General features: G+C 73.0%; 25 protein-coding genes and 1 pseudogene. 13 read left to right on the forward strand and 13 right to left on the reverse strand.

Going from position 1 to position 24,173, the window contains the following annotated elements; all coding sequences use genetic code 11:
- Window positions 1–30 precede the first annotated feature (30 nt).
- Window positions 31–798 (reverse strand): hypothetical protein, encoded by a 768-nt coding sequence (locus V6U88_RS13420; RefSeq protein WP_334452898.1) that lies wholly within the window; start codon window positions 796–798, stop codon window positions 31–33.
- A 215-nt stretch (window positions 799–1,013) separates the two neighbouring features.
- Window positions 1,014–1,700 (reverse strand): VOC family protein, encoded by a 687-nt coding sequence (locus tag V6U88_RS13425; RefSeq protein ID WP_334452899.1) that lies wholly within the window; start codon window positions 1,698–1,700, stop codon window positions 1,014–1,016.
- 95 nt (window positions 1,701–1,795) lie between these two features.
- Between V6U88_RS13425 and V6U88_RS13430 the strand changes: the two genes are divergently transcribed.
- The gene (locus V6U88_RS13430; RefSeq protein ID WP_334452900.1) at window positions 1,796–2,281 is read left to right on the forward strand and encodes a hypothetical protein; all 486 of its coding nucleotides are present in this window, start codon (window positions 1,796–1,798) and stop codon (window positions 2,279–2,281) included.
- 41 nt (window positions 2,282–2,322) lie between these two features.
- On the opposite strand, the gene V6U88_RS13435 is transcribed toward V6U88_RS13430, so the two are convergent.
- A complete protein-coding gene (locus V6U88_RS13435; protein ID WP_334452902.1) occupies window positions 2,323–4,125 on the reverse strand; it encodes an ABC transporter ATP-binding protein in 1,803 nt (600 codons plus the stop codon).
- Window positions 4,126–4,206: 81 nt separating this feature from the next.
- Here V6U88_RS13435 and V6U88_RS13440 point away from each other — a divergent pair, with 81 nt between their 5' ends.
- Window positions 4,207–4,635: a MarR family winged helix-turn-helix transcriptional regulator gene (locus V6U88_RS13440; protein ID WP_334452904.1), complete on the forward strand. Its 429-nt coding sequence runs from the start codon at window positions 4,207–4,209 to the stop codon at window positions 4,633–4,635.
- Between the two features lie 2 nt (window positions 4,636–4,637).
- On the opposite strand, the gene V6U88_RS13445 is transcribed toward V6U88_RS13440, so the two are convergent.
- The 4 genes from V6U88_RS13445 to V6U88_RS13460 all read right to left on the reverse strand — a co-directional run bounded on the left by V6U88_RS13445 (window position 4,638) and on the right by V6U88_RS13460 (window position 8,001).
- Window positions 4,638–5,603, reverse strand: coding sequence for a DUF559 domain-containing protein (locus tag V6U88_RS13445; RefSeq protein WP_334452905.1), 966 nt, complete (start codon window positions 5,601–5,603; stop codon window positions 4,638–4,640).
- 236 nt (window positions 5,604–5,839) lie between these two features.
- A complete protein-coding gene (locus tag V6U88_RS13450; RefSeq protein ID WP_334452906.1) occupies window positions 5,840–7,033 on the reverse strand; it encodes an RNA polymerase sigma factor in 1,194 nt (397 codons plus the stop codon).
- Window positions 7,030–7,377: a YciI family protein gene (locus V6U88_RS13455; protein WP_334452907.1), complete on the reverse strand. Its 348-nt coding sequence runs from the start codon at window positions 7,375–7,377 to the stop codon at window positions 7,030–7,032. Before V6U88_RS13455 ends, V6U88_RS13450 begins: the two co-directional genes overlap by 4 nt.
- 81 nt (window positions 7,378–7,458) lie before the next feature.
- Window positions 7,459–8,001 carry a carboxymuconolactone decarboxylase family protein gene (locus V6U88_RS13460; protein ID WP_334452908.1) on the reverse strand — a complete coding sequence of 181 codons (543 nt, stop codon included), beginning with the start codon at window positions 7,999–8,001 and terminating at the stop codon, window positions 7,459–7,461.
- Between the two features lie 291 nt (window positions 8,002–8,292).
- Between V6U88_RS13460 and V6U88_RS13465 the strand changes: the two genes are divergently transcribed.
- The 6 genes and pseudogenes from V6U88_RS13465 (at window position 8,293) to V6U88_RS13490 (ending at window position 12,158) form a co-directional block, all read left to right on the forward strand.
- Window positions 8,293–9,024, forward strand: a complete 732-nt coding sequence (locus V6U88_RS13465; RefSeq protein WP_334452910.1) for a lysozyme — start codon at window positions 8,293–8,295, stop codon at window positions 9,022–9,024.
- Window positions 9,025–9,083: 59 nt separating this feature from the next.
- Window positions 9,084–9,755 (forward strand): peptidoglycan recognition protein family protein, encoded by a 672-nt coding sequence (locus V6U88_RS13470; protein WP_334452911.1) that lies wholly within the window; start codon window positions 9,084–9,086, stop codon window positions 9,753–9,755.
- A 35-nt stretch (window positions 9,756–9,790) separates the two neighbouring features.
- On the forward strand, window positions 9,791–10,153 hold the full coding sequence (locus V6U88_RS13475; protein ID WP_334452913.1) for an ArsR/SmtB family transcription factor: 363 nt from the start codon (window positions 9,791–9,793) through the stop codon (window positions 10,151–10,153).
- Window positions 10,153–10,794, forward strand: a complete 642-nt coding sequence (locus tag V6U88_RS13480; RefSeq protein WP_334452915.1) for an SRPBCC family protein — start codon at window positions 10,153–10,155, stop codon at window positions 10,792–10,794. Before V6U88_RS13475 ends, V6U88_RS13480 begins: the two co-directional genes overlap by 1 nt.
- A 123-nt stretch (window positions 10,795–10,917) precedes the next feature.
- Window positions 10,918–11,494, forward strand: a pseudogene (locus tag V6U88_RS13485) (NADAR family protein).
- 154 nt (window positions 11,495–11,648) lie between these two features.
- On the forward strand, window positions 11,649–12,158 hold the full coding sequence (locus V6U88_RS13490) for an NUDIX domain-containing protein (RefSeq protein ID WP_334452918.1): 510 nt from the start codon (window positions 11,649–11,651) through the stop codon (window positions 12,156–12,158).
- Window positions 12,159–12,196: 38 nt separating this feature from the next.
- On the opposite strand, the gene V6U88_RS13495 is transcribed toward V6U88_RS13490, so the two are convergent.
- Window positions 12,197–13,600 (reverse strand): endo-1,4-beta-xylanase, encoded by a 1,404-nt coding sequence (locus V6U88_RS13495; protein WP_334452921.1) that lies wholly within the window; start codon window positions 13,598–13,600, stop codon window positions 12,197–12,199.
- Between the two features lie 311 nt (window positions 13,601–13,911).
- A complete protein-coding gene (locus tag V6U88_RS13500) occupies window positions 13,912–15,873 on the reverse strand; it encodes an ABC transporter ATP-binding protein (protein WP_334452922.1) in 1,962 nt (653 codons plus the stop codon).
- A gap of 238 nt (window positions 15,874–16,111) precedes the next feature.
- On the opposite strand from V6U88_RS13500, the gene pgi reads away from it, so the two are divergent.
- The 4 genes from pgi (at window position 16,112) to V6U88_RS13520 (ending at window position 20,050) form a co-directional block, all read left to right on the forward strand.
- Window positions 16,112–17,749: a glucose-6-phosphate isomerase gene (pgi, locus tag V6U88_RS13505; protein WP_334452923.1), complete on the forward strand. Its 1,638-nt coding sequence runs from the start codon at window positions 16,112–16,114 to the stop codon at window positions 17,747–17,749.
- A 110-nt stretch (window positions 17,750–17,859) separates the two neighbouring features.
- Window positions 17,860–18,585 carry a FadR/GntR family transcriptional regulator gene (locus V6U88_RS13510; RefSeq protein WP_334452924.1) on the forward strand — a complete coding sequence of 242 codons (726 nt, stop codon included), beginning with the start codon at window positions 17,860–17,862 and terminating at the stop codon, window positions 18,583–18,585.
- Window positions 18,582–19,412: a sterol desaturase family protein gene (locus V6U88_RS13515; RefSeq protein WP_334452927.1), complete on the forward strand. Its 831-nt coding sequence runs from the start codon at window positions 18,582–18,584 to the stop codon at window positions 19,410–19,412. Before V6U88_RS13510 ends, V6U88_RS13515 begins: the two co-directional genes overlap by 4 nt.
- On the forward strand, window positions 19,409–20,050 hold the full coding sequence (locus tag V6U88_RS13520; RefSeq protein ID WP_334452929.1) for a lysoplasmalogenase: 642 nt from the start codon (window positions 19,409–19,411) through the stop codon (window positions 20,048–20,050). Before V6U88_RS13515 ends, V6U88_RS13520 begins: the two co-directional genes overlap by 4 nt.
- Window positions 20,051–20,132: 82 nt before the next feature.
- On the opposite strand, the gene V6U88_RS13525 is transcribed toward V6U88_RS13520, so the two are convergent.
- The 4 genes from V6U88_RS13525 to V6U88_RS13540 form a co-directional block, all read right to left on the reverse strand.
- Window positions 20,133–21,851 carry an acyl-CoA dehydrogenase gene (locus V6U88_RS13525; RefSeq protein WP_334452931.1) on the reverse strand — a complete coding sequence of 573 codons (1,719 nt, stop codon included), beginning with the start codon at window positions 21,849–21,851 and terminating at the stop codon, window positions 20,133–20,135.
- Between the two features lie 27 nt (window positions 21,852–21,878).
- On the reverse strand, window positions 21,879–22,430 hold the full coding sequence (locus V6U88_RS13530) for a PadR family transcriptional regulator (RefSeq protein WP_334452932.1): 552 nt from the start codon (window positions 22,428–22,430) through the stop codon (window positions 21,879–21,881).
- Between the two features lie 109 nt (window positions 22,431–22,539).
- Window positions 22,540–22,998 (reverse strand): DUF4383 domain-containing protein, encoded by a 459-nt coding sequence (locus V6U88_RS13535; RefSeq protein ID WP_334452934.1) that lies wholly within the window; start codon window positions 22,996–22,998, stop codon window positions 22,540–22,542.
- 105 nt (window positions 22,999–23,103) lie between these two features.
- Window positions 23,104–23,547, reverse strand: a complete 444-nt coding sequence (locus tag V6U88_RS13540) for a hypothetical protein (protein ID WP_334452935.1) — start codon at window positions 23,545–23,547, stop codon at window positions 23,104–23,106.
- Window positions 23,548–23,669: 122 nt separating this feature from the next.
- On the opposite strand from V6U88_RS13540, the gene V6U88_RS13545 reads away from it, so the two are divergent.
- On the forward strand, window positions 23,670–23,987 hold the full coding sequence (locus tag V6U88_RS13545; RefSeq protein WP_334452936.1) for a hypothetical protein: 318 nt from the start codon (window positions 23,670–23,672) through the stop codon (window positions 23,985–23,987).
- Window positions 23,988–24,173 lie beyond the last annotated feature (186 nt).

Consider the following 24,173-nt stretch of genomic DNA (forward strand, 5'->3'; position numbering starts at 1 on the left):
GCCCGTCCGGCAGGCATCCATCGGTCAGCCTCACCAGATCATCCCCAGTTCCTGGTACGCGCGCGGCAGGTCGTCGACGGCGAGCACCTGCACCGGCGCCGCGCCACCCTTCCCCGTCACGAGCACCAGCGGGTAACCACCCTCAGCGTCGTCCGGTCGATGCAGAGCGGCCTCGAGCTCCGCCACGGCGCTCGCGAGCGTGGCCGACGCGGCGACGTTCCTCGGCCTCACGGGGCCGACCTCCGGGTGGTCGGCAAGTTCCGACACCGCGACACCGAGGTCGAGCAGCACCATGCCATCCGCTTCGGCCTTGGCCTCCGCCCAACGTCCGACCTGCTCCCTGGTCACCAGGAGCCAGCCACGCTGCCCGTCCTGGTACGGCAGTTGGGAGAAGTCGCCCCGATGCATCGTCTGCAGCGCTTCCCGGAGCGGCGTGGTGGGGAGGCAGGTGCGGGCCTCGGTGGCGATATCGCCGACCTTCCGGGGATGCCGCAGAGCACCCAGGATCTTCTCCAACCGCTCCACGATCTCCTTCGGCGGGGACGCGACCGGCCCGGAGTAGCCCTCGAACGACACGTGGGCGTAGGCGTTGCGGACGCCGCGGCAGCGGTCCAGGAACCGTTCCTGGTCGGCGGTGAGCAGCTTCTGCTCCCGCGCCCAGGCCAGCAGGCTGAACGCGGTCTGCTGGCTCGAGGCACCTCCGGTCTGCTTCATCCAACGGTGCTTCAGGTCCGATTCGAGCCCTTTCCAGGCAACGTCGAAGCGGGTGACGAGTGATTCCCTGTCGTTCTTCGCCATCGGCCGGCCCTTCCAATCCGAACTGGCGGTCCGGGACCGGCCCGGCTTCGCAGCCGATGATCATAGGGTCGTGATCCCCTCAGGTGTCCCCGGGTGCCGGGCTGCCGGCCGGAGGCAGGGTAGAGCCAGGGTCCGACCTGGAGCCGCCCCGTAGGGCGACGGTGCTGCGCAAGGCGGTCGAGATGCGCCCCGGACCGCCGTCTCGTGCGGCGCTCTCAGCTCCCGGTGGTGTGCTCCGGCAGACCCTGCCGCGCCCGCAGGAACGGCCCCAACCCCATCCCGTCCTCACTGGCCAGAAACGCCCCGCGCGCCGTGAGCAGCGCCTCCTCGGCGTGCGCCATGCAGCCCCATACCGTGTCGCCCCAGGAGTCGGCGAGCTTCACCTCGGCCGGCTCGCCGCACGGCTCGCCCTGCGGCCCGCCGATCTGGCACCTGGCCGGCGCCCCGCCTCGACGGCTGACCGCCTCGGCCGCCTCCCTGATCAGCGAGAACCGGGCCTCGGCGCCGGGCTGGGCCACCCGGTCCTGCGCCGCCACGGCTCGCCGCTGGCCGAACAGCACCGCGTTGCCGTCCGGGTCGATGACGCGGCACTCGCCGCCAGGGGCGTGCTCGGGGTAGCCGGCGCGCTGCACCGCGTACCCGGCCGAGGTCAGCCGGTCGACCACGGGCTCCAGCTCGTCGACGTACAGGTAGATCAGCAGCGGCAGCTCGACGGTGACCAGGCGCGGCGTGACCGCGGCCAGCAGCAGGGTCAGCTCCCCGCACTGCAGGTACGACCAGCGCGAGTCCCCGTCGCCGCCGGTGCGCACCTCGGTGTAGCCGAACACCTCGTAGAAGCGCCGCGCCGCGTCGGCGTCCGCGACATACAGCACCGGCACCTGCGCCTGCACTCCACTCTGCACCGCGTAACCCTACCTACAGGCGACCCACGAATCACGTCTTCGAGATCGGCTTTCTCGTACCCCCACCGCGGCGTCGGCCCGCCTACGATGCCGCCATGCCCCCCTCACCCGCGCGCAGCTCCCGGACCACCGACTGGACACCGCCGCGACGGCCGGACTGCTCCTGCCCGGAGCACCACGACGACCTCGCCGAGCTGGTGCTGCCCGCCACCGAGCCCGGCGACCCGGCGATGACGCTGCCGGACCTCGTCGCCGCGAACGCCCTCGGTGTCCTGCCCGCCGAGCCGCGCGACCGCTGGCTGGAGGTCCACGACGAGTCGGACAGCGGCCCGTCGCGGCTCGGCCCCTTCCACTGGGGGCTCTGGCTCGGTGACGAGGCCCGGTCGTGCTACGACGACGACTCCGAGCGGTCGCTGGACCAGGCGCTGCTCGACCGTCCGGGCGTCGACCGGGTCGAGTGGATGGAACGCGAGGAGTTCCTGGTCGGGGCCCCCACGCTCTGCGCGAGCGGGCTGCTGGCCGCCATGGCCCGCGCCCTGGCCGATCCCCGGGTACGCGCCGCGGGCCGGCCGGCCGCCTAGGCCCGCCCGGCGCCGCCGTACCCCGGCGGGCGCGACCGGGGTCAGCGGGCGAGCGCCGCGTAGCGCCCGTCGCGCGCGATCAGCGTGTCGTGGCTGCCGGACTCGATGATGCGGCCGTGGTCGACCACGGCGATCTGGTCGGCCTCGCGCACGGTCGAGAGCCGGTGCGCGATGGTGATCACGGTACGGCCCCGGGCGAGCCGGTCGAAGGCCCGCTGCACCGCCCGCTCGGTCTCGGTGTCCAGGGCGCTGGTGGCCTCGTCCAGCACCAGGATGCGCGGGTCGCGCAGCAGCGTGCGGGCGATCGCCAGGCGCTGCTTCTCCCCGCCGGAGAAGCGGTGGCCACGGGAGCCGACCACGGTGTCGTACCCGTCGGGGAGGCCGGCGATGAGGTCGTGGATCTGCGCGGCGCGCGCGGCGTCCTCGATCTCGGCGTCGGTGGCGTCCGGCCGGGCGTACCGCAGGTTCTCCCGCACGGTGGTGTGCAGCAGGTAGGTCTCCTGGCTGACCACGCCGACCACGGCGGCGAGGTCGGTCAGCCGCAGGTCACGCAGGTCGACGCCGTCGATGGTGATCCGGCCGCTGCCGGGGTCGTGCAGCCGGCTGATCAGGGCGGCCAGGGTGCTCTTGCCGGAGCCGGTCTCGCCCACCAGGGCCAGGCTGGTACCGGCCGGCACGTCCAGGGTGATCCCGGCGACGGCGGCGGTGTCGCTGCCCGGGTAGCTGAAGGTGACGTCCTCGACGCGCAGGTGGCCGCGTACCCGCGCCGGGTCGATCTGCACCGGGTGCGCCGGGTCGTCCACCTCGACCGGGAGGTCCAGGTACTCGAAGATCCGGGCGAAGAGCGCCAGCGACGCGGTCAGCGTGACGCCGACGTTGAGCAGCCCCATCAGCGGGCGGAACAGCCCGCCCTGCAGGGCGGTGAAGGCGACCAGCGTGCCGATGCTGAGGGTGCCGGCGGTGCCGGGCAGGCCGGCGCTGAGGTAGATCACCGCCGGGATGGCGGCGAAGATGACCGTCATCGTGGCCATCCGCCAGCGCCCGGCCAGCTCGGAGCGGAGTTCCAGGTCGACCAGGCGGGCCGACGAGGCGGCGAACCGGTCGATCAGCGCGGCGCCCGCGCCGAGGGTCTTGCTGAGCTGCACGCCGCTGATCGACAGCCCCTCCTCGATGGTGACGTTGAGGTCGGCCAGCTCGCGCTGGCGCTGGGCGGTGATCTCGCGGCGCATCCGGGCGACCTTGCGGGTCAACCAGATCGCCGGGGGCAGCACCAGCAGGGAGACCAGGGAGAGCCGCCAGGACAGCGCCACCATGGCGGCCGCGGTAGCCACCACCGTGGTCAGGTTGGCCGCGATCGAGGTGGCGGTGGAGGTGACGACGGTCTGCATGCCGCCGATGTCGTTGGTGATGCGGGACTGCACCTCGCCGGTGCGGGTGCGGGTGAAGAACGCGATGGACTGGCGGTGCAGGTGGGCGAAGACGTCGGTGCGCAGCCGGTGCATCACCAGCTGGCCGACCCGGGTGGAGATCCAGGTCTGCACGACGCCGAGGACGGCGGTCACGGCCGCGACCGCGATCATGCCGCCGACCAGCCAGACCAGCAGGGTCAGGTCGCGCTCGGGCAGCGCCCGGTCGATCACGGCACGCAGCAGGAACGGCGTGGCCATCGCCAGCACCGACGAGGCCACGATGATCACCGTGATGACGGCCAACTGCCAGCGGTACGCGGTGAAGAGCCGCCCGATGCGGCGCAGCGACACGTCGCGGGCCTGCGCCTTCTCGGCGGCGGAGACGGTACGGGGGGCGCCGCCGCGGCCCTCCCGGTGGGTGGGGGTCGAATCCAAGGAGTGCCTCTTCCTGTCGGGTCGATTACTGAGGTTACCTCATCATGAGGGAGCAACAGCAATATCTGCTACGGTATTCCGGTGGACGCCGACGAGCGCGAGGCGCACGAGGAGAGCCTGGCCGAGCTGTTCTGGGCGGTGGCCCGCCGGCTGCGCCACCAGTCCCGCCAGACCCTCGAACCGTGGGAGATCAACCCCGGCCACGCCCGCGCCCTCGCCGTGCTCGGTCGGCACGGCCCCATGCGGCTGAGCGCGCTCGCCGACCACCTGCACATCGCGCCCCGCTCCACCACCGAGGTCGTCGACGGTCTGGAGGAACGCGGGGTCGTCACGCGCCAGCCCGACCCGGCGGACCGGCGCGCGACCCTGGTCGCGCTGACCGACGAGGGTACGCAGATCGGCGCGGCCATCCGGGCGGCCCGCACCGCCGAGGCGGACCGCTTCTTCGGGCACCTCTCCCCCGCCGACCACGAGCACCTGACCCGCATCCTCCGCACCCTCCGCGACTGACCTCACGCGCTCGGGCGGCTGCTGGCGAGAATCGCCAGCACCTCGCGGAGTACGGCGTCGGTTTCGTGCACCAGGCGGCGGTGGGCGAAGCGCACCACGAGGATGCCGACGGTGGCGAGCAGCGCGTCCCGGCGCAGGTCGACCTCGCGTCGGCGCGGGTGGGCGTGCGTGCTCGCACCGTCGAGTTCGAAATCGACCCGCTCCCGCTCGGCCCAGACGTCCAGGTACATCGTCCGGCGGCCGATGACGATCCGCGTCTGCCGTTGGAACGGCGGCATCCCCGGGCCGGTGAAGACGTGGTCGTGACCCCAGATCTCCAGCGGGCTCCGGCAGCCCGCCTGAAGCTTCGCCAGCAGAGCCCGCAGCTCGGCCCGGCCGGGCAGGCGCGGCACGGTGACGAGAGCTGTGATGATGCGCTGGGGTGTCGTGAGCCGGTCGTTGACGGCGCGGATCACCGGTGCGGGGCGGTCCACGGCGGGCAGCAGCGGCCAGGCGTCGACCAACGCTTGCTCCAGCCGGACCACCGGAACGCCCGACCGGCTCACCACCTGCGGCGGTCCCATCACCAGCCCGTGGCGGTGATGCACCGCGAGATGGGGTCGGGGGCGGACGCCTGAACCGCGCGGCGCGTCCAGGTGCACCGGCTCGTCCGCGGGTTGGCGGCGCAGGCCCCACACGTCGAGGGCGGTGAGACAGCTCAGGGCCGCCCGCCCGTCGGCGTAGGCGAGCGCCGCCCGCCTCCTCGCCGGCGGTTCGAGCCGCAGAAAGGCGGGAGCGTCGACCGGAGGATCGGCTTCGCAGTTCGCGGCCCCCTGGGCCAGCTGGAGCCTCGGGCGCTTCTCTTTCACCAGGGCGCCCGGCTCGCCCCGAGCCAGGTCTGCGTCGACGTAGACGCCGGGAAGCACGCGCAGCAGCTGACCGACATGGCAGGCGTGCCACAGCACCCACTCCGGCACCACCTCGGTCACCCCCCGCCGGGTAACCACTCCCCCGCCCCGCTCAACCAGAGCCCGCAACGCCGAATGCACTCCGGCATGCTCCCGCCCGCCCCGCCCCGCCCGCTCCCCCACCACGTTCCCCTGTGGACGCCATCCCCGCCTGTGGAAAGCCCCCACCCCGACGCCTCAGCTGCTACGGGCACCCATGATCGGGTCGCAGAATCCGAGAGGCTCGTCGGCGTGTCGTCTCGGAAAGACGTACTGGATCAAGAGAGGGCGTCGAGTTTGCGGCGGAGGTGGGTGCGCTCGGGGGTGTTGGTGGTGTGGGTGATGGCGGCTTCGTAGGCCGCTGCGGCCTCGTCCGATCGTCCTAGGCGGTGGAGGAGGTGGGCGCGGATGGTGTGGAAGAGGTGGTACGTGTCGAGGTTGAGGTCGTCGACGAGGGCTAGCGCCAGGGCGGGGCCGTGTACCTCGGCGACGGCGACCGCGCGGTTCAGGGCCACCACCGGGGTGGGGGTGAGGGCGTAGAGGTGGTCGTACAGCTGGAGGACCTGGGCCCAGTCGGTCGGGGGGTCGCTGTGCACGGCGTTGATCGCGGCTTGGAGCTGGTACGGGCCGGGGCGGTTGCGGCGCAGGCAGCGGCGTACCAGGGCCTGCCCCTCGGTGATCAGGGCTCGGTCCCAGCGGGTGTGGTTCTGTTCGGCGAGCGGGACCAGCGTGCCGTCGGCGGCGACCCGGGCGGGGCGGCGCGCCTCGGTGAGCAGCATCAACCCGAGCAGGCCCAGCGCCTCCGGCTCGTCGGGCATCAGATCGACCAGCAGCCGGCCCAGGCGCAGCGCCTCGGCGCAGAGCTCCGTGCGGACCAGCCGCTCACCGGCACTCGCCGTGTACCCCTCGTTGAAGATCAGGTAGACCACGGCGAGTACGGCCCGCAGCCGGTCGGGCAGGTCGGCGTCGCCGGGGACGCGGTACGGGATGCCGGCGTCGCGGATCTTGGCCTTGGCGCGGACCAGCCGCTGGGCCATGGTGGCCTCGGGGACCAGGAAGGCGCGAGCGATCTCGGCGGTGCTCAGCCCGCCGAGCAGGCGCAGGGTGAGCGCGACCCGGGCGGCCGGGCCGAGGGCCGGGTGGCAGCAGGTGAAGATCAGGCGGAGCCGCTCGTCGCGCACGGGTCCCTCCTCGGCCGGTGGCTCCTGGGCGTACAGCAACGCGGCCTGGGCATGCCGGTCCGCTCGGGTCGCCTCCCGCCGGAGCCGGTCGATGGCGCGGCGGCGGGCGGTGGTGATGATCCAGCCGGCCGGGCTGGGCGGTGCCCCGGTCTCCGGCCAGCGCCGCACCGCCTCGGTGAAGGCGTCCTGGACCGCCTCCTCGGCGAGGTCGATGTCGCCGAGGACGCGGACCAGCACGGCGACCGCCCGGCCGTACTCGGCGCGGAAGGCCGCCTCGACGTCGAGGGTCACCCGTCGCCCTGGAAGGGGCGGACCTCGATCGGCAGCGTGGTGGCGAGGGCGTAGCGGCGACCCCATTCGAGGGCGGCGTCGAGGTCGGCGGCGCGGATGATGGTGAAGCCGCCCAGGTATTCCTTGCCCTCGACGAAGGGGCCGTCGGTGACCAGCACCTCGCCGTCCTTCGGGCGCAGCACAGTGGCGGTCTCCGGGGCGTGCAGCCCCTGCCCGAAGACCCACGAGCCGGTCGCCTCCAGCTCCTCGCGGATGGCGCCCAGCTCCCGCATCACCCCGGCCAGGAACTCCGGGTCCGGCGTCCCGCCCTGAGGCTGGTAGATGCTCAACAGGTACTGCTTCATGTCGTCCTCCTGGTGTGGATCGGCTTCCACTCTCCACACGGAGGGCGGGCGGGCGGATCGACACTCCGGCGACGGATTTCCTCAGGCGCGGTAGCCGGCGGCCAGGATCCGCTGCGCGGACATCGCGTACGCCCGAGGGTCGTCCGGGGTGGCCGCGCCGAGCCCGTCGACGTAGCGGTTGTACATGCTGAAGGCGGCGGCGATCAGCACGGTGTCGTGGACCTCCCGGTCGGTGGCGCCGTGGGCGCGGGCGGCGTCGACCAGCTCGCCGGTGACGGCGCGCCCGTCCTCGCGGACGGTGTCGGCGAGGCGGAGCAGGGCGCGCAGCTTCTCCGGCACCGGGGCGGTCGACAGGTCGGCGAGGACCCGGTCGACGAGCTCGGGGCCGTCGTCGAGCTGGGCACCGGCGGTGGCGGAGTGCGAGGCGCGGCAGAAGTCGCACCCGTTGCGGGCCGAGACGTACGCGGCGATCAGCTCGCGTTCGCCGCGGCTCAGGCTGCTCGGCCCGCGCAGCAGCACCTCGGCCAGCTCCATCAGCGGCCCAGCGGTCTCCGGCCGGTACCGCAGCAGGCCGACGATGCCGGGCTCGCGCCGCTCGTCCACGCCGAGGTCGATGTGCGCCATGCGGTCACCCTCTCCGTTGGCCGGGCCCACCGGGCTCGGCAGCCAGCCCCGCCATTCTGGCGGCTACGTCGACGCCGATCCATGGCCGGACGGTCAGGTGTGCTCGGGGGGCGCCACGGCGCTCTGGGACGGCCGACGGGCTGCCGAGGTGCCGGCCGCGCCCGCCGGCTGAATGTCCCCATAGATAATCTTGAGTTCATCTATTGAAAACTATCTACGCTTCGTGACCTAATACTGACAGTTCCTTTCGTCACTCCCGCCGCCCGGTGCGGCATCCCCCAGGGAGGAAAGATGAACCGTCTCCGCGCGGCCGCGGCCGCACTCCTGGCAACCGTCATGGTGGTCGCCGCCGGCAGCCTCGGCGTCACCGCCGCCGGCGCCGCCCCCGCGGGCCTGCCCGGCATGGACGTCTCCAGCTACCAGGGCAACGTCAACTGGTCGGCCGCCTGGACCAACGGCGCCCGGTTCGCGTACGTCAAGGCCACCGAGGGCACCTACTACACCAACCCGTACTTCGCCCAGCAGTACAACGGCTCCTACAACGTGGGGATGATCCGGGGCTCGTACCACTTCGCCCGCCCGGACACCACCAGCGGCGCTACCCAGGCCAACTACTTCGTCGACCACGGCGGCGGCTGGTCCAAGGACGGCAGGACGCTGCCCGGCGCGCTCGACATCGAGTACAACCCGTACGGCGCGACCTGCTACGGGCTGAGCCAGAGCGCGATGCGCAGCTGGATCGCCTCCTTCGTCAACCAGTACCACGCACGCACCGGCCGGTGGGCCACCATCTACACCACCACGGACTGGTGGACGACCTGCACCGGCAACACCTCGCAGTTCGCCGCCAACAACCCGCTCTGGATCGCCCGGTACGCCGGCACGGTCGGCAGCCTGCCGGCGGGCTGGCCGACGTACTCCTTCTGGCAGTGGGCGTCCTCGGGCGCCTTCCCCGGCGACCAGAACGTCTGGAACGGCACCCTGGACCGGCTCCGGGTGCTGGCCTGCAACGGACCCTGCTGACCGCCACCGGCGGCCGGCCGCCCGGCCCGTCGCCGGCCCCACCGACGAAGGAGGCCTCCATGTCCGTACCCGTGTCCCGCCGGGCCGCGCTGCGCGGCGCGGTCCTGCTCGGCGCCGCCGCCGGCGTCTCCGCCCTGACCCAGCTCGGCGGGGGCAGCGGTGCCCGCGCCGTCGCCACCCGGGTCGACCAGCCCGTGATCGCCAACTGCGCGACCTGGGGCGCCCGGCCCCCGTCGTCCCCGGTCAGCGTGGTGCAGAGCCGACCCAACAAGATCATCGTGCACCACACGGCGTTCCCGAACACCACCGACTACAGCCTGGCCAAGGCGTACGCGAACTCCCGCGACATCCAGAACCTGCACATGGACAGCAACGGCTGGCTCGACTCGGGGCAGCACTTCACCAACAGCCGGGGCGGGCATCTCACCGAAGGCCGGCACGGCAGCCTGTACGCGCTGCTGCACGGGCAGACCATGGTGCAGGGCGCGCACTGCGTCGGACAGAACAGTCAGGCGATCGGCATCGAGAACGACGGCACCTACCTCACCGTGCAGCCGCCGGCGGCGCTCTGGAACAGCCTGATCGCGTTCTGCGCCTTCACCTGCCAGCAGTACGGGATCGCGCCCAGCGAGATCTACGGGCACAAGGACTTCAACAACACCCAGTGCCCGGGCCTGCTGCACGGCCGACTGCCCGAGCTGCGCGCCGCGGTCGCCGCGCGGCTGGGCTGATTGCTTATATAAGCCTCGGCTGATAGAAAGGGTTCGTGCACGCCTTCGACGTCCTCGGCGACCCGGTGCGCCGCCGCATTCTCGAGCTGCTCGCCGACGGCGAGCTCAGCGCCGGGGAGGTCTGCGCGGTGATCCAGCGCGAGTACGGCATCTCGCAGCCCGCCGTCTCGCAGCACCTGCGGGTGCTGCGGGACAACGGCTTCGCGACCGTCCGGCCGCAGGGCGCCCGCCGCCTCTACGCCGTCGACCCGCGCCCGCTGCGCGAGGTCGACCAGTGGCTGGCCGGCTTCCGCCGGTTCTGGGCCCCGGCCCTGGATGCCCTCGCCACCGAGCTGGCGCGCGGCAGACGCGAACGGCGCCTGCACCCACCGCAGGACCCGACCGAGGAGAAACCCTGATGACCGACGTCACGCAGCAGATCAGCGCCGTGCGGCGCACCGTGGGCAGCCGGACCCTGGAGGCCGGCGAGGCCCGGGTGATGACCATCAGCCAGACGTACGACGCGCCGCTGGAGGACCTCTGGGACGCGTGCACCAACCCCGAACGCATCCCCCGCTGGTTCCTGCCGGTCTCCGGCGAGCTGCGGCTGCACGGCCGCTACCAGCTCGAGGGCAACGCCGGCGGCACGATCCAGCGCTGCGACCCGCCGAAGAGCTTCGGCGCCACCTGGGAATTCGGCGACGAGGTGAGCTGGATCGAGGTCCGGCTCACCCCGGAGGGCGACGGGCGCACCCGGTTCGAGCTGGAGCACGTCGCGCACGTCGACGACGAGCGCTGGACCGAGTTCGGTCCGGGCGCGGTCGGCGTCGGCTGGGACCTGGGCCTGCTCGGCCTCGCCTCCCACCTGGCCGCCGACGGCAGCGGGATCTCGCCCGAGCAGGCCGAGGCATGGATGGGCTCCGAGGAGGGCCGGCGGTTCGTCACCCTGAGCAGCGAGAGCTGGGGCGAGGCCAGCGTCGCCGCCGGCACCGACCCGGAGGCCGCGCGGGCCGCGACGGCACGCACCACCGCCTTCTACACCGGCGCGCCGGCCGCCTGACCGCAGGCCCACCCGACCGGGGTACGCCGGGCCGCATACGCGCGGCCCGGCGCGCCCGTCGGTCGGCGTCGGCGGGTGAAACCCGGAGGCGGACTGTCGGTGCCCCGGGCGAGACTGTCGGGCATGCCGCCGCCCCGCAGCCGCCGAACTCACCGCCCTCGTCGAGAGTGGACGACGGGTGAAGTACCTCTGTTTCTGGGGGCACCGGCCCCGGCGCGACGGCACCGTCGGCGCGGGGTGCCTGAGCCAGTGGTGGCCGGCGGCGTTCACCGTGGGCGGCCGGCGCTTCCCCACCGCCGAGCACTGGATGATGTGGCACAAGGCGGCCCTCTTCGGCGACGAGGAGATCGGCGAGCGGATCCTCGGCGCGGCCCACCCGCACCGGGCCAAGGCGCTGGGCCGCCAGGTGCGCGGCTTCGACCAGGCGACGTGGGAGGCCCGGCGCTACGACATCGTGGTCGCCGGCAGCGTCGCCAAGTTCGGCCAGCACGACGACCTGCGGGCGTACCTGCTGGGCACCGGGGACCGGGTGCTGGTCGAGGCGAGCCCGGTGGACCGGGTGTGGGGCATCGGGCTGGCCGCCGACGACCCGCGCGCGGAGGACCCGGCCCGCTGGCGAGGGCTGAACCTGCTGGACTTCGCGCTGATGCAGGCCCGGGAGGCGCTCCGGGAAGAGGCCGACCGGTCCCCGGGCGGGTGAGCCGCGCTCGCCGCCGCGACCCAGCCGATCCGGCAGCGGGAACGCGGCGGGCGGGGACCACAGCGCGATGGCCGGCTGATCACCTCGCCCCCGGGTGGCGGACGGGCGGCCGAGGGAAGGCGCGCCGGTCGCCGGGCCGGTAACGTGCGGCGACATGACGGGCGCTCCGTACTCGCACTGCTCCTTCTGCGGCGCCGCCTACCCGGCGGGCACCGGCTGGCCCCGGGTCTGCGCGACCTGCGGCGAGACCGTCTGGCGCAACCCGTTGCCGGTCGCCGTGGCGCTGCTGCCGGTGCGCACCGACGCCGGGGTGGGCCTGGTGGTGGTCCGCCGGGACATCGAGCCCGCGCGGGGCCTGCTGGCCCTGCCGGGCGGCTTCATCGAGTACGGCGAGGAGTGGGCCGACGCGCTGGTCCGGGAACTGCGCGAGGAGACCGGCCTGATCGGCGAGGCCGCCGAGGCACGCCTGTTCGCGGTGCACGGGGCACCGGCCGGCGGCACCATCATGATCTTCGGGGAGCTGCCGGAGCGGCCCGCCGACGGCCTGCCCCCGTCGGCGCCGACCGAGGAGGCCACCGAGTGGCTGGTCCTCACCGAGCCCGTCGAGCTGGCCTTCTCCACGCACACCCGGGCCATGGCCGACTTCTTCGCCCGGCAGGGCTGACCGGCGCGGAGGGCGGACCCTCCGCGCCGGACCGAGGCTCAGCTCGCCGAGCAGGTGGGTGTCGCGGACGGGCCCACGCCGGTGCCCTGGAAGCCGAACGTGGTGCTGGCGCCGGCGCCCAAGCGGCCGTTGTAGCTGACGTTGCGGAAGGTCAGGCTGCCGCTGGCGCCACTGGGCTGGGCGTTCCAGGTGTTGGTGACCGCGGCGCCGGCGGGCAGGGTGAGCCCGACGGTCCAGCTTCCGACGGCCGACGCGCCGGCGGTGACCCGTACGGTGGCGACGAAGCCGCCGGTCCAGGAGTCCAGCGACACGGTGGCCGTGCAGGACGCTCCGCCGGGCGGCGGGGTGGACGGCGGCGGCGTGGTGGGCGGGGTGGTCGTCGGCGGCGGGGTGGTGCCGCCGCCGTTGAGCGCGTCGAGCGTGGCGGTGTAGGCCGGCTTCTTGTTGCCGCTGCCGTCGAAGAGCAGCGGGGTGCCGCCGGCCCGCCAGGAGTCGGTGTCCCGGATGCCCCAGACGGTGATGCCGGTGCATCGGGTCACCGCGAGGCAGGCCCGGACGACCCGCGCGTAGTTGTCGGCCTGGGTCGACCCGGACCCCTCGATGTCCAGCTCGGTGATCTGCACGTCCACGCCGAGGTTGGCGAAGCGCTGGAGGTTGGCCTGGTAGTCGGCGGGCACCGGGGAGGCGCTGTTGAAGTGGGACTGGAAGCCGACGCAGTCGATCGGTACGCCCCGGGCCTTGAAGTCCTGCACCATCGCGTACACCGCATTGCTCTTCGCGTTCTGCCCGTCGGTGTTGTAGTCGTTGTAGCAGAGCTTGGCGGTCGGGTCGGCCGCCCGCGCGGCGCGGAACGCCGCCTCGATCCAGTCGTTGCCGGTGCGCTGGAGGTTGGAGTCGCGCCGGGCGCCGGTGCCGCCGTCGGCGAACGCCTCGTTCACCACGTCCCAGGAGTGGATCCGGCCCCGGTAGTAGGTCGCCACCTGGGTGACGTGGTTGAGCATCGCCGAGCGCAGCGCGCTGCCGCTGAGGTTCTGCGCCCAGCCGGGCTGCTGCGAGTGCCAGGCCAGGGCGTGCCCGCGCACCAGCATCCCGTTGGCCCGCGCGTGGTTGACGATGCGGTCGGCGTTGGCGTACGTGAACTGGCCCTGGGTGGGCTCGGTCGCGTCCCACTTCATCTCGTTCTCGGCCGTGACCGAGGTGAACTCGCGGTTGAGGATCCCGACGTAGGTGGCGTCGGACAGCTTGTTCGCGGCCACCGCCGTACCGAAGTAGCGGCCGGTCTGGGCGGCGGACGCGCCCAGGGTGGTGGCGGCGCTGGCGCCGGGCGCCAGGGCGAGCGTCGTACCGAGGGCGGCGACACCCGCGGCGGTCGCCACCAGGGCTGCGCGGAGCCGGGCCCGGGTCGTCGATCGTCCGCCCGGGCGGACGGGGACGTGGGTCATGACAGGTAACCTTTCGACAGTGGGGGTGGGACGGCGCGCCTCGACCGCCGCCCGACGCGGTGACCGGCTCCGTCGCCCGACGCGCCCGCCCGGAGGCCGCGCCGGGATCCGCCACGCTGCGACCGTCACCGCGAGGGTCGAGGGGTTCCCGCCCCGACGGTACCGAAAGCTTTCCGATACTTCAACGAAAATCGATGTCTCATCCGGCCGATCCGCTGCCCGGCATGTCCAGGCTGAAGGAGCAAAGGTCGGGGTTCGTCCGGCGCGTGAGATGCCGAAAGTTTCGACGACGGGCCTACCACCCACCCGGCTCAGCCGGTCGCCGCGCCACCGGATGCCGCGTCCGTCCCGGCCAGGTACCCGCTGGCCTGGAGCTCGAACAGCTCCCGGTAGAGCCCGTCGGCGGCCATCAACTCCTCGTGGGTGCCGTGCTGCACCAGCCGGCCGCGGTCCATCACGAAGATCTGGTCGGCGTGCCGGACGTTGGCCAGCCGGTGGGTGATCAGGACGACGGCCCGGTCGGGACGGCGGCGCAGGTGCGCAAAGAGGGCGTGCTCGGCCCGCGCGTCGAGGGCGGCGGAGGGCTCGTCGCAGATCAGCAGCCGGGCGTCCCGGTAGAGGCCCCGGGCGGCGACGAGCCGCTGCCACTGGCCGCCGGAGAGGTCCTGGCCCTTCTTGAACTCCCGGTCGAGCAGGGTGTCGTACCCGAACGGCAGGTCGGCGATCATGTCGTGCGCGGCGGCGGCGCGGGCGGCGTCCTCCACGGTCGGGCCGGCCTGGTCGGCGGGGCGGTCGTGCCGGCCGATGCGGATGTTCTGCCCCGCGGTGAAGGGGAACTTCCAGTACTCCTGGGTCACCACCGCCACCTGGGCCGCGGTCTGGGCCTGGTCCAGCTCGGCGGCGTCCACGCCGTCCCAGCGGATCACCCCACCGGTGGGGCGGTAGAGGCCGGCGATCAGCTTGGCCAGGGTGGTCTTGCCGGAGCCGTTCTCGCCGACCAGAGCGACCACCTCACCCCGGCGGACGGTCAGCGAGACCTCGTCCACGGCCGGGGTGTCGGTATCCGGGTAGCGGAGGCTGACCCGGTCGAGCGCGATGGTGTCGAACCCGGGCGCCGGGCGGCCCTGTCCCGCCGCGATCCGCCCCCGCGCCCGGTCGAGGAAGTCCCGGTAGTCCTGGTAGTAGAGGGCGTCCTCGTAGAGGTTGTTGGTGGCGAAGACGGCGATGCCGAGGCTGGACCGGGCCGACTGCAACGCCAGCAGGGCGGTCGCCGCGGCGGCCAGCGCCACCACGCCGGTGAGCAGCAGCCCGCCGAGCACGGCGTACACCCCGAAGGCGGCGGTACCGGAGGCGGACATGCCGACCGCCCGGGTGGCGCTCTGCGCCCGCACCAGGCGCAGCTCGGCCCGGGTCTCCACGGCCATCACGCGGCGGAACTCGCCCAGCAGGAAGTCGCGCATCTGGTAGGCCCGGACCTCGACGGCGGTGCGCCGGTTGGCCATCAGGTGCGCCAGCATCCACATCCGGCGGCGACGGGTGATCCGGGCCAGCATGGCGAGGTACTGCCGGCGGGCCATCCGGACCGCGGTGACCGCCTCGGGCACTGCGGCGAGCAGCAGGCACGGCAGGAGCACGGGCTGGATCACGGTCACCGCCACGGCGGTGGCCAGCACGCCGACCACACCGGTGATCAGGTTGACGGTGTGGTCGACGATGGACGCCGCCTCGGCCATCCCCCGGTCCCGGACCCGGTCCATCTCCTCGGCGAAGCCGGCGTCGTCGAAGGCGGCCAGCTCCACCGCCGTGGTGGCCTCGAAGAGCCGCAGCTCCACCTGGTAGTTGATCTGCGGGATCAGCCGGGCCTGCGCCCAGCCGGCGGCCACGGTGAGAGTGCCCCGGGCGCTCACCGCCAGCGCGGCCAGGACCAGCGACGGCAACGCGGCGCGGACCCGGTCGGGGGTCGGGCCGGCGGCGAACAGCTCCCGCAGCACGCCGGTGGTGGCGAGCAGCCCGAGGGTGGTCATCACCCCGGCCGCGAGGTTCAGCCCGATCGCCGCGAGGGTGTCGCGCCGGCTGGTGGCCCAGGCCAGCGTGACCGCCTCCCGGACCAGGTGGGGCAGCCGCCGGGCGACCGACCGGAAGCTGGTGTGCGCGAACTCGGTCGCGCGGTGCATCCAGTGGCCGTCCTCCAGCTCCGGCAGCTCCAGCTCGTCGGCGTCGTCGGAGGGGGCGTCCTGTCCGGACGAGCGGCGGGGGCCGATCACCGTCGCCATGGGTCCTCCCGGGCCGAGGGGCAGGGCAGAGCGAGCTTACTGTCCGCCACGAGGCAGTGTCTCCGCGTGAGCGGCGTGTCGTACACGTGTGGCAGGGGCGTGTCGCCGACCACCCGTCGGGACGGGTCTGCCGCGTCGCGTCGCGCCGACCCGCCCCGGGTGGCAGGCTGGACGGCGAGCCGGCGACGGGTGCGACGAGGGCCGCCGGCGATCCGTCGTGAAGGAGAAGATCGACCCGATGGCTGCGAGTGTGACCACCACCGACGAATGGCAGGCGCTGCGCAAGCACGCCGAGACGATCCGCGGCACCCACCTGCGGGAGCTGTTCGCGGCCGACCCGCAGCGGGGTGAGCGGCTCACCGGCGAGGTGGCCGACCTGCACGTCGACTACAGCAAGAACCTGGTCACCGACGAGACGCTGGGCCTGCTCACCGCGCTGGCCGAGCGGGTCCGGCTGACCGACCGGATCTGCGCGATGTTCGCCGGGCGGCACATCAACTCCACCGAGGACCGGGCGGTGCTGCACACCGCGCTGCGGCTGCCCCGGGACGCCACCCTGATCGCGGACGGCCAGGACGTGGTCGCCGACGTGCACCGGGTGCTGGACCGGATGGCGGCGTTCGCCGAGCGGGTCCGCTCCGGCCAGTGGCGCGGGCACACCGGCGAGCGGATCAGCACCGTGGTCAACATCGGCATCGGCGGGTCGGACCTCGGGCCGGTGATGGCGTACGAGGCGCTGAAGGCGTACCGGGACGCGGGCATCACCTGCCGGTTTGTGTCCAATATCGACCCGACCGACATCCACGACAAGACTCAGGACCTGGACCCGGCGACCACGCTCTTCGTGGTGGTGTCGAAGACGTTCTCCACCCAGGAGACCCTCGCGAACGCCAACCAGGCGCGGACGTGGCTGTTGTCCGGGCTGGACGCCGAGGACGACGCGGCGATCGCGAAGCACTTCGTCGCGGTGAGCACCAACGAGCAGCGGGTCCGCGACTTCGGCATCGACCCGCAGAACATGTTCGGCTTCTGGGACTGGGTGGGCGGCCGGTACTCGCTGCCCTCGGCGGTCGGCCTGTCGGTGATGCTGGCGGTGGGGCCGGAGCGGTTCCGGGAGCTGCTGGCCGGCTACCACGCCGTGGACGAGCACTTCCGGACCACGCCGGTGGAGCGCAACCTGCCGGCCCTGCTCGGCCTGCTCAACGTCTGGTACGTCAACTTCCTGGGCGCGCAGACCCACGCCGTGCTGCCGTACTCGCAGTACCTGCACCGGTTCCCGGCGTACCTGCAGCAGTTGACCATGGAGAGCAACGGCAAGTCGGTGACCCTGGACGGCACCCCGGTCGACCACCCGACCGGCGAGATCTTCTGGGGCGAGCCGGGCACCAACGGCCAGCACGCCTTCTACCAGCTGATCCACCAGGGCACCCTGCTGATCCCGGCCGACTTCATCGCGTTCAGCCAGCCCAACCACGACCTCGGCGACATGCACGACCTGTTCATGTCGAACTTCTTCGCGCAGACCGCCGCCCTGGCGTTCGGGCGGACGAAGGAGCAGGTCGAGGCGGAGGGGACGAAGGCGGGCGTGGTGCCGCACCGGGTGATGCCGGGCAACCACCCGACCACCTCGATCATCGCGCCGAAGCTGACCCCGGGCACCCTCGGTCAGCTGATCGCGCTCTACGAGCACATCGTCTTCACCGAGGGCGCGATCTGGGACATCAACCCGTTCGACCAGTGGGGCGTGGAGCTGGGCAAGGTGATGGCCAACCAGCTCGCGCCGAAGCTGACCGGTGACGCCCCGGACCTCTCCGACGTGGACTCCTCCACCGCCGGGCTGATCCGCCGCTACCGGCGGGAGCGCGGCCGGGCCTGACGTCGACGCGACGGCGGCCGGGTGAACCACACCCGGCCGCCGTCTTTTTCGGGTACGCGGACTGGTCCAACCAGTTGACGGGTTGATGTGCGCGGGGTCACACTGCTGCCGTGGCCTTCGTACCCGTCCCCCGCAGCTCCGTCGCCGACCACGTCTTCGGCCAGCTCCGCGACGCCATCGTCAGCGGCCGCTACCGCCCCGACGAACCGCTGCCGGGCGAACGGGAACTGGCCGCCGCGTTCGCGGTCAACCGGCACGCCGTCCGCGAGGCGCTGCGGCGGCTGCAACAGCTCGGCCTGCTCCGGGTCAGCCAGGGCGGCGCCACCCGGGTGCTCGACTGGCGGGTGCACGCCGGTCTCGACCTGGCGCTGTCCCTCGTGCAGTCCGGCGACGTGCTCCCCGTCGACACGCTGGTGCGGGACATGCTGGAGATGCGCGCCTGCGTCGGCGTGGACGCCGCCCGGCTCTGCGCCGAGCGGGCCGACGCCGAGCTGCGGAGCAGCGTCACCCGCGACGTCGAGGCGTACGCGGCGCTCGCGCCGGACCTGCACGCGATGGACAAGGCCAACATCGTGCTCTGGCGGGACATCGTCGACGGCTCCGGCAACACGGCGTACCTGCTGTCCTTCAACAGCCTGGTCGCCGGGGCGGTGGCCGTCGGCGAGGTGCCGCCCGAGCGGCGCGCCGCCGAGCTGCTGGACGTCACCGGCCACCGCCGGCTGGCCGAGGCGATCGCCGACGGGCGCGGCGACGACGCCGCCGCGCAGGCCCACGCGCTGCTCACCGCCTCGCTCACCACCCCCGCCACCGGACCAGGAAGGGAATGCCGAGCATGATCCCCGCCGTGCTCTATGCCGTACCCGCGTTCCTGCTGCTCGTCGTCGTGGAAGCGCTGTCGTACCGCTTCGCCCCCGACGACGACGAACGCGGCTACGAGCTGCGCGACACCACCACCAGCCTGACCATGGGCGTCGGGAGCGTGCTCATCGGCACTCCCTGGCGGCTGCTCACCGTCGGCCTCTACGTGGGGCTGTGGACCCTCGCCCCGGTGCAGCTCTCCCCCACCAGCATTTGGACCTGGGTGCTGCTCTTCTTCGCCGAAGACCTGGCCTACTACTGGTTCCACCGCACCCACCACGAGGTACGCCTGTTCTGGGCCGCCCACGTGGTGCACCACTCCAGCACGTTCTACAACCTCTCCACCGCACTGCGGCAGGGCTGGACGACGCCGATGACCTCGCTGCCGTTCTGGCTGCCGCTGGCGCTGCTCGGCATCCCGCCGTGGATGATCTTCCTCCAGCAGTCGATCAGCCTGCTGTACCAGTTCTTCCTGCACACCGAGCGGATCGACGTGCTGCCCCGGCCGATCGAATGGATCTTCAACACCCCGTCGCACCACCGGGTCCACCACGGCGCCAACACCGAGTACCTCGACCGCAACTACGGCGGCATCCTGATCGTCTGGGACCGGCTCTTCGGCAGCTTCGAGCCCGAACGCGCCGCCGTCCGGTACGGCCTGACCAAGAACATCAACACCTACAACCCGCTGCGGGTGGCCACCCACGAGTACGCGGCGATCTGGGCCGACGTCCGGCGGGACACGTCCTGGCGGCACCGGCTGGGGCACGTCTTCGGCCGGCCCGGCTGGCAGCCCGCCCGATGAGGCGGCTCTGGCCCGGGCTGTACGCGGCGGTCGTCGCCGTCGAACTGGCCGGCGTCGCACTCGACGTACCCGCTCTGCAGTGGGCGGCGAAGCCGCTGCTGGCGCCGCTGCTGCTGGCCTGGCTGCTGCGCGTACGCCGCAGGTGGGACCTGGTGGCGGCCGGCCTGGTGTTCGCGACGGCGGGTGACGTGGCGCTGCTGCTGCCCGGCACCACCGCGTTCCTGGTCGGGATGGGGTGCTTCCTCGGCACCCAGCTTTGCCTGCTGACCGCCTTCCTGCGGCACCGGCGGGCGCCGCTGGCCGCGTTCGGCGGCTATCTGGCGCTCTGGGCGGGCGCGAACACGCTGCTCTGGGGGCGGCTGGGCGACCTGCGGCTGCCGGTGCTCGGCTACAGCCTGGCGCTGAGCCTGATGGCCGCCGCCTCGGTGGGGGTCTCCCGCCGGGCGGCCGCCGGTGGGGCGCTCTTCCTGGTCTCCGACGCGCTGATCGGGCTCGGCGCGGCCGGGGCGGAGCTGCCCGGGCGCCGGTTGCTGGTGATGGTCACCTACATCGCGGCGCTGGTCCTGCTCACCACCGCCTGGGCCCGCCGCGAGCTGCCCGACCGGCGCCCCGAAGGAGCCGCGCTGCTGCCGGCCTGACCGCCACGCCGGTCTGCGGCGGGTCGGGGTGTCGGGGCGCTCCGACACCCCGACCCGCCGCATTCCGGGCTCGACGAATCCGTCAGGGGTTCATCTCGTACGCGCCGGAGAGCGCCTCCACCTGGGACCAGACCCGGGCGGTGCGCTGCGGGTCGGCCACCGGCCGGCGGACCTGGGTCAGCGCCCACGCCGCCTGCGCGTCGGTGGTGGCCGCCTTGCCGTGCAGTTCGGTGGCGTGGCCGGAGAAGTCGCGGACCAGGATGTCGAAGATCTCGTCCAGCAAGTCGGCGTCCAGGCCGGTCAGGGTGGCCTGCTCCAGGATCAGCTGACCGTAGACGACCAGCGCGAAGAGCTGCCCGAGGGCGAGCAGGAAGTCCAGGTCCCGCTGCTGCTCCTCGCTCGGCGCGTGCGCGGACAGCAGCGCGCAGAGCCCGTCGGCCTGCTCCCGGAACCGGGCCACATTCGGCACCCCGGCGTGCGCGTCGTACGCGGCCCGCCAGTCGTGGAAGCGAATCGCGCCGAGCCCCCGGGCCGGGCCCTGCCGGAACAGGAACTCGTCGTCGGCCGGGTCGTGCCGGGTGGGCACCGGCGGGAACTCGGCCGGCCGGAACAGGTAGTTGGCCATGAACTTCAAGATCAGGGCGAGGTTGACGTGCACGGTGCCCTCGAGCTTGGGCAGGCCCCGGATGTCCCGGGCGGCCTTGTCGAAGTAGGTGTCCGCCTCGAAGCCCTTGGCGGCGATGACGTCCCAGAGCAGGTCGACGACCTTCTCGCCCTCGGTGGTCACCTTCATCTTGGTCATCGGGTTGAACAGCAGGTAGCGGCGGTCGTCGGGGCCGGCCGAGCGGAAGTAGTCCACCGCCCGGTCGCTGAACAGCTTCATCGCGACGAGCCGGGCGTACGCGTCGGTCAGCTCCCGGCGCACGTGCGGGAAGTCGGTGACCCGCCGGCCGTAGAGCACCCGGTTGTGGGCGTGGGTGACCGCCTCGTACATGGCGTGCTCGCAGATGCCGATCGAGGCGGTGCAGAGGTTGAACTTGCCGACGTTGACCGTGTTGAGCGCCGCGTCGAAGGCGGCCTTGCCGGTGTGCAGCACGTCCTCGGCGCGCACCGGATAGTCCTCCAGCCGGAACTCGCTGACGTACATCTGCGCGTTCACCACGTTGCGCACCAGGCGGTACGCGGGGTGCCGGCTGTCGGCGGCGAAGAAGACGTACCCCTCGGGGCCCTCGACGTCGGCGCGTCGGCCGAAGACGGAGACCAGGCCGGCGACGTTGCCGTTGCCGATGTAGTACTTGCCGCCGGTGGCCCGGAAGCCGCCCTCGCCGTCCGGGGTGAGCAGCATGTCGGTGGAGTAGATGTCGGCGCCGTGGCTGCGCTCGGAGAGGCCGAACGCCATCACGTGCCCGGCGTCGAGCAGCTCGGCGGCGCGGGCCCGGGCGGCGGCGTTGTCGCTCTGCCAGACCGGGCCGAGGCCGAGGACGGTGACCTGCCAGGTGTACCAGTAGCCGAGGCCGTAGAAGCCGAGCACCTCGCTGAGCGCGGCGTTGCGGGCGGTGTCCCAGCGCTTGGCCGGGTCGCCGCCGCCGTCGGCGGCCGGGGTGCAGAACGCGGCGAAGAGGCCGGACTTGGCGGCGAAGTCGAGGAAGTCGCCGTACCAGGCGTGGTCGTTGTAGCTGTCGACCAACGCCTTCTTGCCGCGCTGCTCGAAGAAGTCGACGGTGGCGCGCAGCAGCCGGCGGGACTCGGAGTCGAGGTGGGCGGGGTCGTAGGTGCGCGGATTGAGCAACGGGTCGGCCATGGGGGGGTCCCTTCCGGAGGTGGGGGGTCAGCGGGCGAGGTCGCGCAGGGTGGCGAGGACGTCGTCGAGCCAGGCCAGCACCATCCGCTCGTACGCGATGCCGCCGCGCAGCACGACGTGCTGGAGTGCCGCGCGGGCGTCGCCGGGGTCGGGCGCCGGGAAGTCGCGGCGCTCGCCGGCCAGGTAGCTGGCGAGGACGGCCTCGTGGTCGGCGCGGTAGCGCTCGACCTCGGCGATCAGCTCGGCGCGGCCGGCCCGGTCGGCGAAGGCGGCGCCACGGATCTTGACGGCCAGCTCGTGCCGGACCGCCTCGGGCTGCACCGGCGCACGCAGCCAGTCCGCGAGCGCGGCCTGGCCGGCGGGGGTGGCCGACCAGGACCGCTTGTCGGGGCGGCCGTCCTGGCCGACCTCCTCGGCGGTGACCCAGCCGTCGCTCTCCATCCGCTTGAGCACCCGGTAGATCTGCTGGTGGGTGGCGGTCCAGAAGCGGCCGATCGAGCGGTCGAAGCGGCGGGCCAGCTCGTAACCGGAGGCCGGCTGCTCCAGCAGGGAGACCAGGATCGCGTGCTCGAGGGCCATGCGGGCATCCTGCTATGCAACGAGTTGCATAGGCAAGAGTGCAGGGGCGTCGGTCACACACCCGACGACGCCGCGCCCCTGTGAGGGGCGCGGCGTCGTCGGACGAGGATCAGCGGCGGGCGCCGGCGGGGCGGCGGGTCAACGCCACCCCCAGCCCGATCATGCCGAGCCCGAGGAAGAGGTGCAGCCAGTCGTCCGCGGTGTTGAGCGGGACGAAGTTGGCGCCGGTCTCCTGGCCGACCACCAGGCCGTAGAGCCAGAGCACCAGGTAGATCGCGCCACCGGCGAGCAGGTACATCCGCGCGCCGGAGACGGTCCGCGCCAGGGCGAGCCCGGCGACGCCGAACGCCAGGTGCACCAGGTTGTGCAGGATCGACACCTGGAAGAGCCCGAGCAGATTCGCCTTCGAGTGGTGCCCGGCGAACATCATGGTGTCGAAGTTCGTGGTGATGCCGGGGATGAAGCCCAGCACCCCGATCAGCAGGAAGAGCACGCCGACCGCCTGGGCGGCGCGACGGACGGGGGACGCGGCGGTCGCCGGCGCCCCTCGGCCAGGCCTGTTCACCATGTCCACCACCTCCGTCGGAGTCCGTGTGGTCCGCGGATGCCCGGGACGGCGCGCCGCAAACCCGGGGAACCGGGCGGTTGTGACCGGAGGCCGGCTCAGGCCGGCTCAGGCCGGCGGCAGGTGCTCCCGGAGGGCGGCGAACTCGGCGACGGTCAGCCAGGAGGGGTTGGCCCCCTGCGGCTGGCGGAGGACCTCCGCCCCGGCCAGCCGAATGTCGGCCCGCAGCCGCTCCCGGGGCACCCGGTCACCCGGGTCCAGCACGGTCAGCTCCAGCGGCACCGACCACGACTCACCCGGCGACCCGGGCACGGCCGGCCCGGTGAGGCGCCCCACCCCCCAGACCCCGTACGTCAGGCGACCCCGGCTGCCACTGGCCCAGAGCACCACCGGCTGACCGGCCCGCATCAGGCGGGACCGGTAGCCCGGGCGGACGCACCAGCTCGTCACCCGGGGATCGGCGGCGAAGCGGGCCGCCAGGTCGGCCGCGTCCGCGTTGCCCTTGACCAGCCACGCGCCGAGTCCCGCCGCCGTCACCCGTCGAGTCGTCATCTCCTGCTGGTGCCCAGGACCGGCGGAGGTCAACCGGTCAACGTGGCGTTGACCACTGCGGTTAGGCGTTTACCGGGGGTGCGAGTGGAGACTTTCCCCCGGTACCGACAAAGGGGGAGACCGTGTCCGAGACCGACCGACCGCAGCCGCGTGACCGGGGCACCGCGCCCGCCGGGGTGACCGACCCGCTCCTGTGGCGGCTCGCCGCCGACGTGGTGGACGCACACCAGCCGGATCAGACCGGGCACTGCGACAACCTGCTCTGCGACCACCAGGAGTGGCCGTGCGACGCGGCGCGCCAGGCGCGGCGCGCGCTGGCGCTCTCCGGCGACGCGCCGGAGGAGATCGCCGACCCGGGCCGGGACGACCGGTGGGAGTCGGAGCGCGAGCTGACGGCCCTGCCCGGCCGCCGCCCCCGGACGGCCGCCGAGGCCGCCTGACCCTTCCCGGGTACGCCCCACCCCCGGCAAACCTTCACCTCGAGCCGACCGGCGGTCGCATCCGGTCGGCCGGGTGTGTCTACTCACGTGGCACACCACGATGGGGCGACGTGACGGCGGTGGACGAGCACGACTGGTTGACGGATCGGTTCGAGGAGCACCGGCCCCGGCTACGGGCGGTGGCCT

The organism is Micromonospora sp. CPCC 205739 (assembly GCF_036906795.1).
Taxonomy (GTDB): domain Bacteria; phylum Actinomycetota; class Actinomycetes; order Mycobacteriales; family Micromonosporaceae; genus Micromonospora.

Coding starts and splice junctions, on each gene's coding strand:
- V6U88_RS13420 (WP_334452898.1), bottom strand. CDS start 798: ATGGCGAAGAACGACAGGGAATCACTCGTCACCCGCTTCGACGTTGCC.
- V6U88_RS13430 (WP_334452900.1), top strand. CDS start 1,796: ATGCCCCCCTCACCCGCGCGCAGCTCCCGGACCACCGACTGGACACCG.
- V6U88_RS13455 (WP_334452907.1), bottom strand. CDS start 7,377: ATGAAGCAGTACCTGTTGAGCATCTACCAGCCTCAGGGCGGGACGCCG.
- V6U88_RS13460 (WP_334452908.1), bottom strand. CDS start 8,001: ATGGCGCACATCGACCTCGGCGTGGACGAGCGGCGCGAGCCCGGCATC.
- V6U88_RS13465 (WP_334452910.1), top strand. CDS start 8,293: ATGAACCGTCTCCGCGCGGCCGCGGCCGCACTCCTGGCAACCGTCATG.
- V6U88_RS13470 (WP_334452911.1), top strand. CDS start 9,084: ATGTCCGTACCCGTGTCCCGCCGGGCCGCGCTGCGCGGCGCGGTCCTG.
- V6U88_RS13480 (WP_334452915.1), top strand. CDS start 10,153: ATGACCGACGTCACGCAGCAGATCAGCGCCGTGCGGCGCACCGTGGGC.
- V6U88_RS13490 (WP_334452918.1), top strand. CDS start 11,649: ATGACGGGCGCTCCGTACTCGCACTGCTCCTTCTGCGGCGCCGCCTAC.
- V6U88_RS13495 (WP_334452921.1), bottom strand. CDS start 13,600: ATGACCCACGTCCCCGTCCGCCCGGGCGGACGATCGACGACCCGGGCC.
- V6U88_RS13500 (WP_334452922.1), bottom strand. CDS start 15,873: ATGGCGACGGTGATCGGCCCCCGCCGCTCGTCCGGACAGGACGCCCCC.
- pgi (WP_334452923.1), top strand. CDS start 16,112: ATGGCTGCGAGTGTGACCACCACCGACGAATGGCAGGCGCTGCGCAAG.
- V6U88_RS13515 (WP_334452927.1), top strand. CDS start 18,582: ATGATCCCCGCCGTGCTCTATGCCGTACCCGCGTTCCTGCTGCTCGTC.
- V6U88_RS13520 (WP_334452929.1), top strand. CDS start 19,409: ATGAGGCGGCTCTGGCCCGGGCTGTACGCGGCGGTCGTCGCCGTCGAA.
- V6U88_RS13525 (WP_334452931.1), bottom strand. CDS start 21,851: ATGGCCGACCCGTTGCTCAATCCGCGCACCTACGACCCCGCCCACCTC.
- V6U88_RS13530 (WP_334452932.1), bottom strand. CDS start 22,430: ATGGCCCTCGAGCACGCGATCCTGGTCTCCCTGCTGGAGCAGCCGGCC.
- V6U88_RS13535 (WP_334452934.1), bottom strand. CDS start 22,998: ATGGTGAACAGGCCTGGCCGAGGGGCGCCGGCGACCGCCGCGTCCCCC.
- V6U88_RS13540 (WP_334452935.1), bottom strand. CDS start 23,547: ATGACGACTCGACGGGTGACGGCGGCGGGACTCGGCGCGTGGCTGGTC.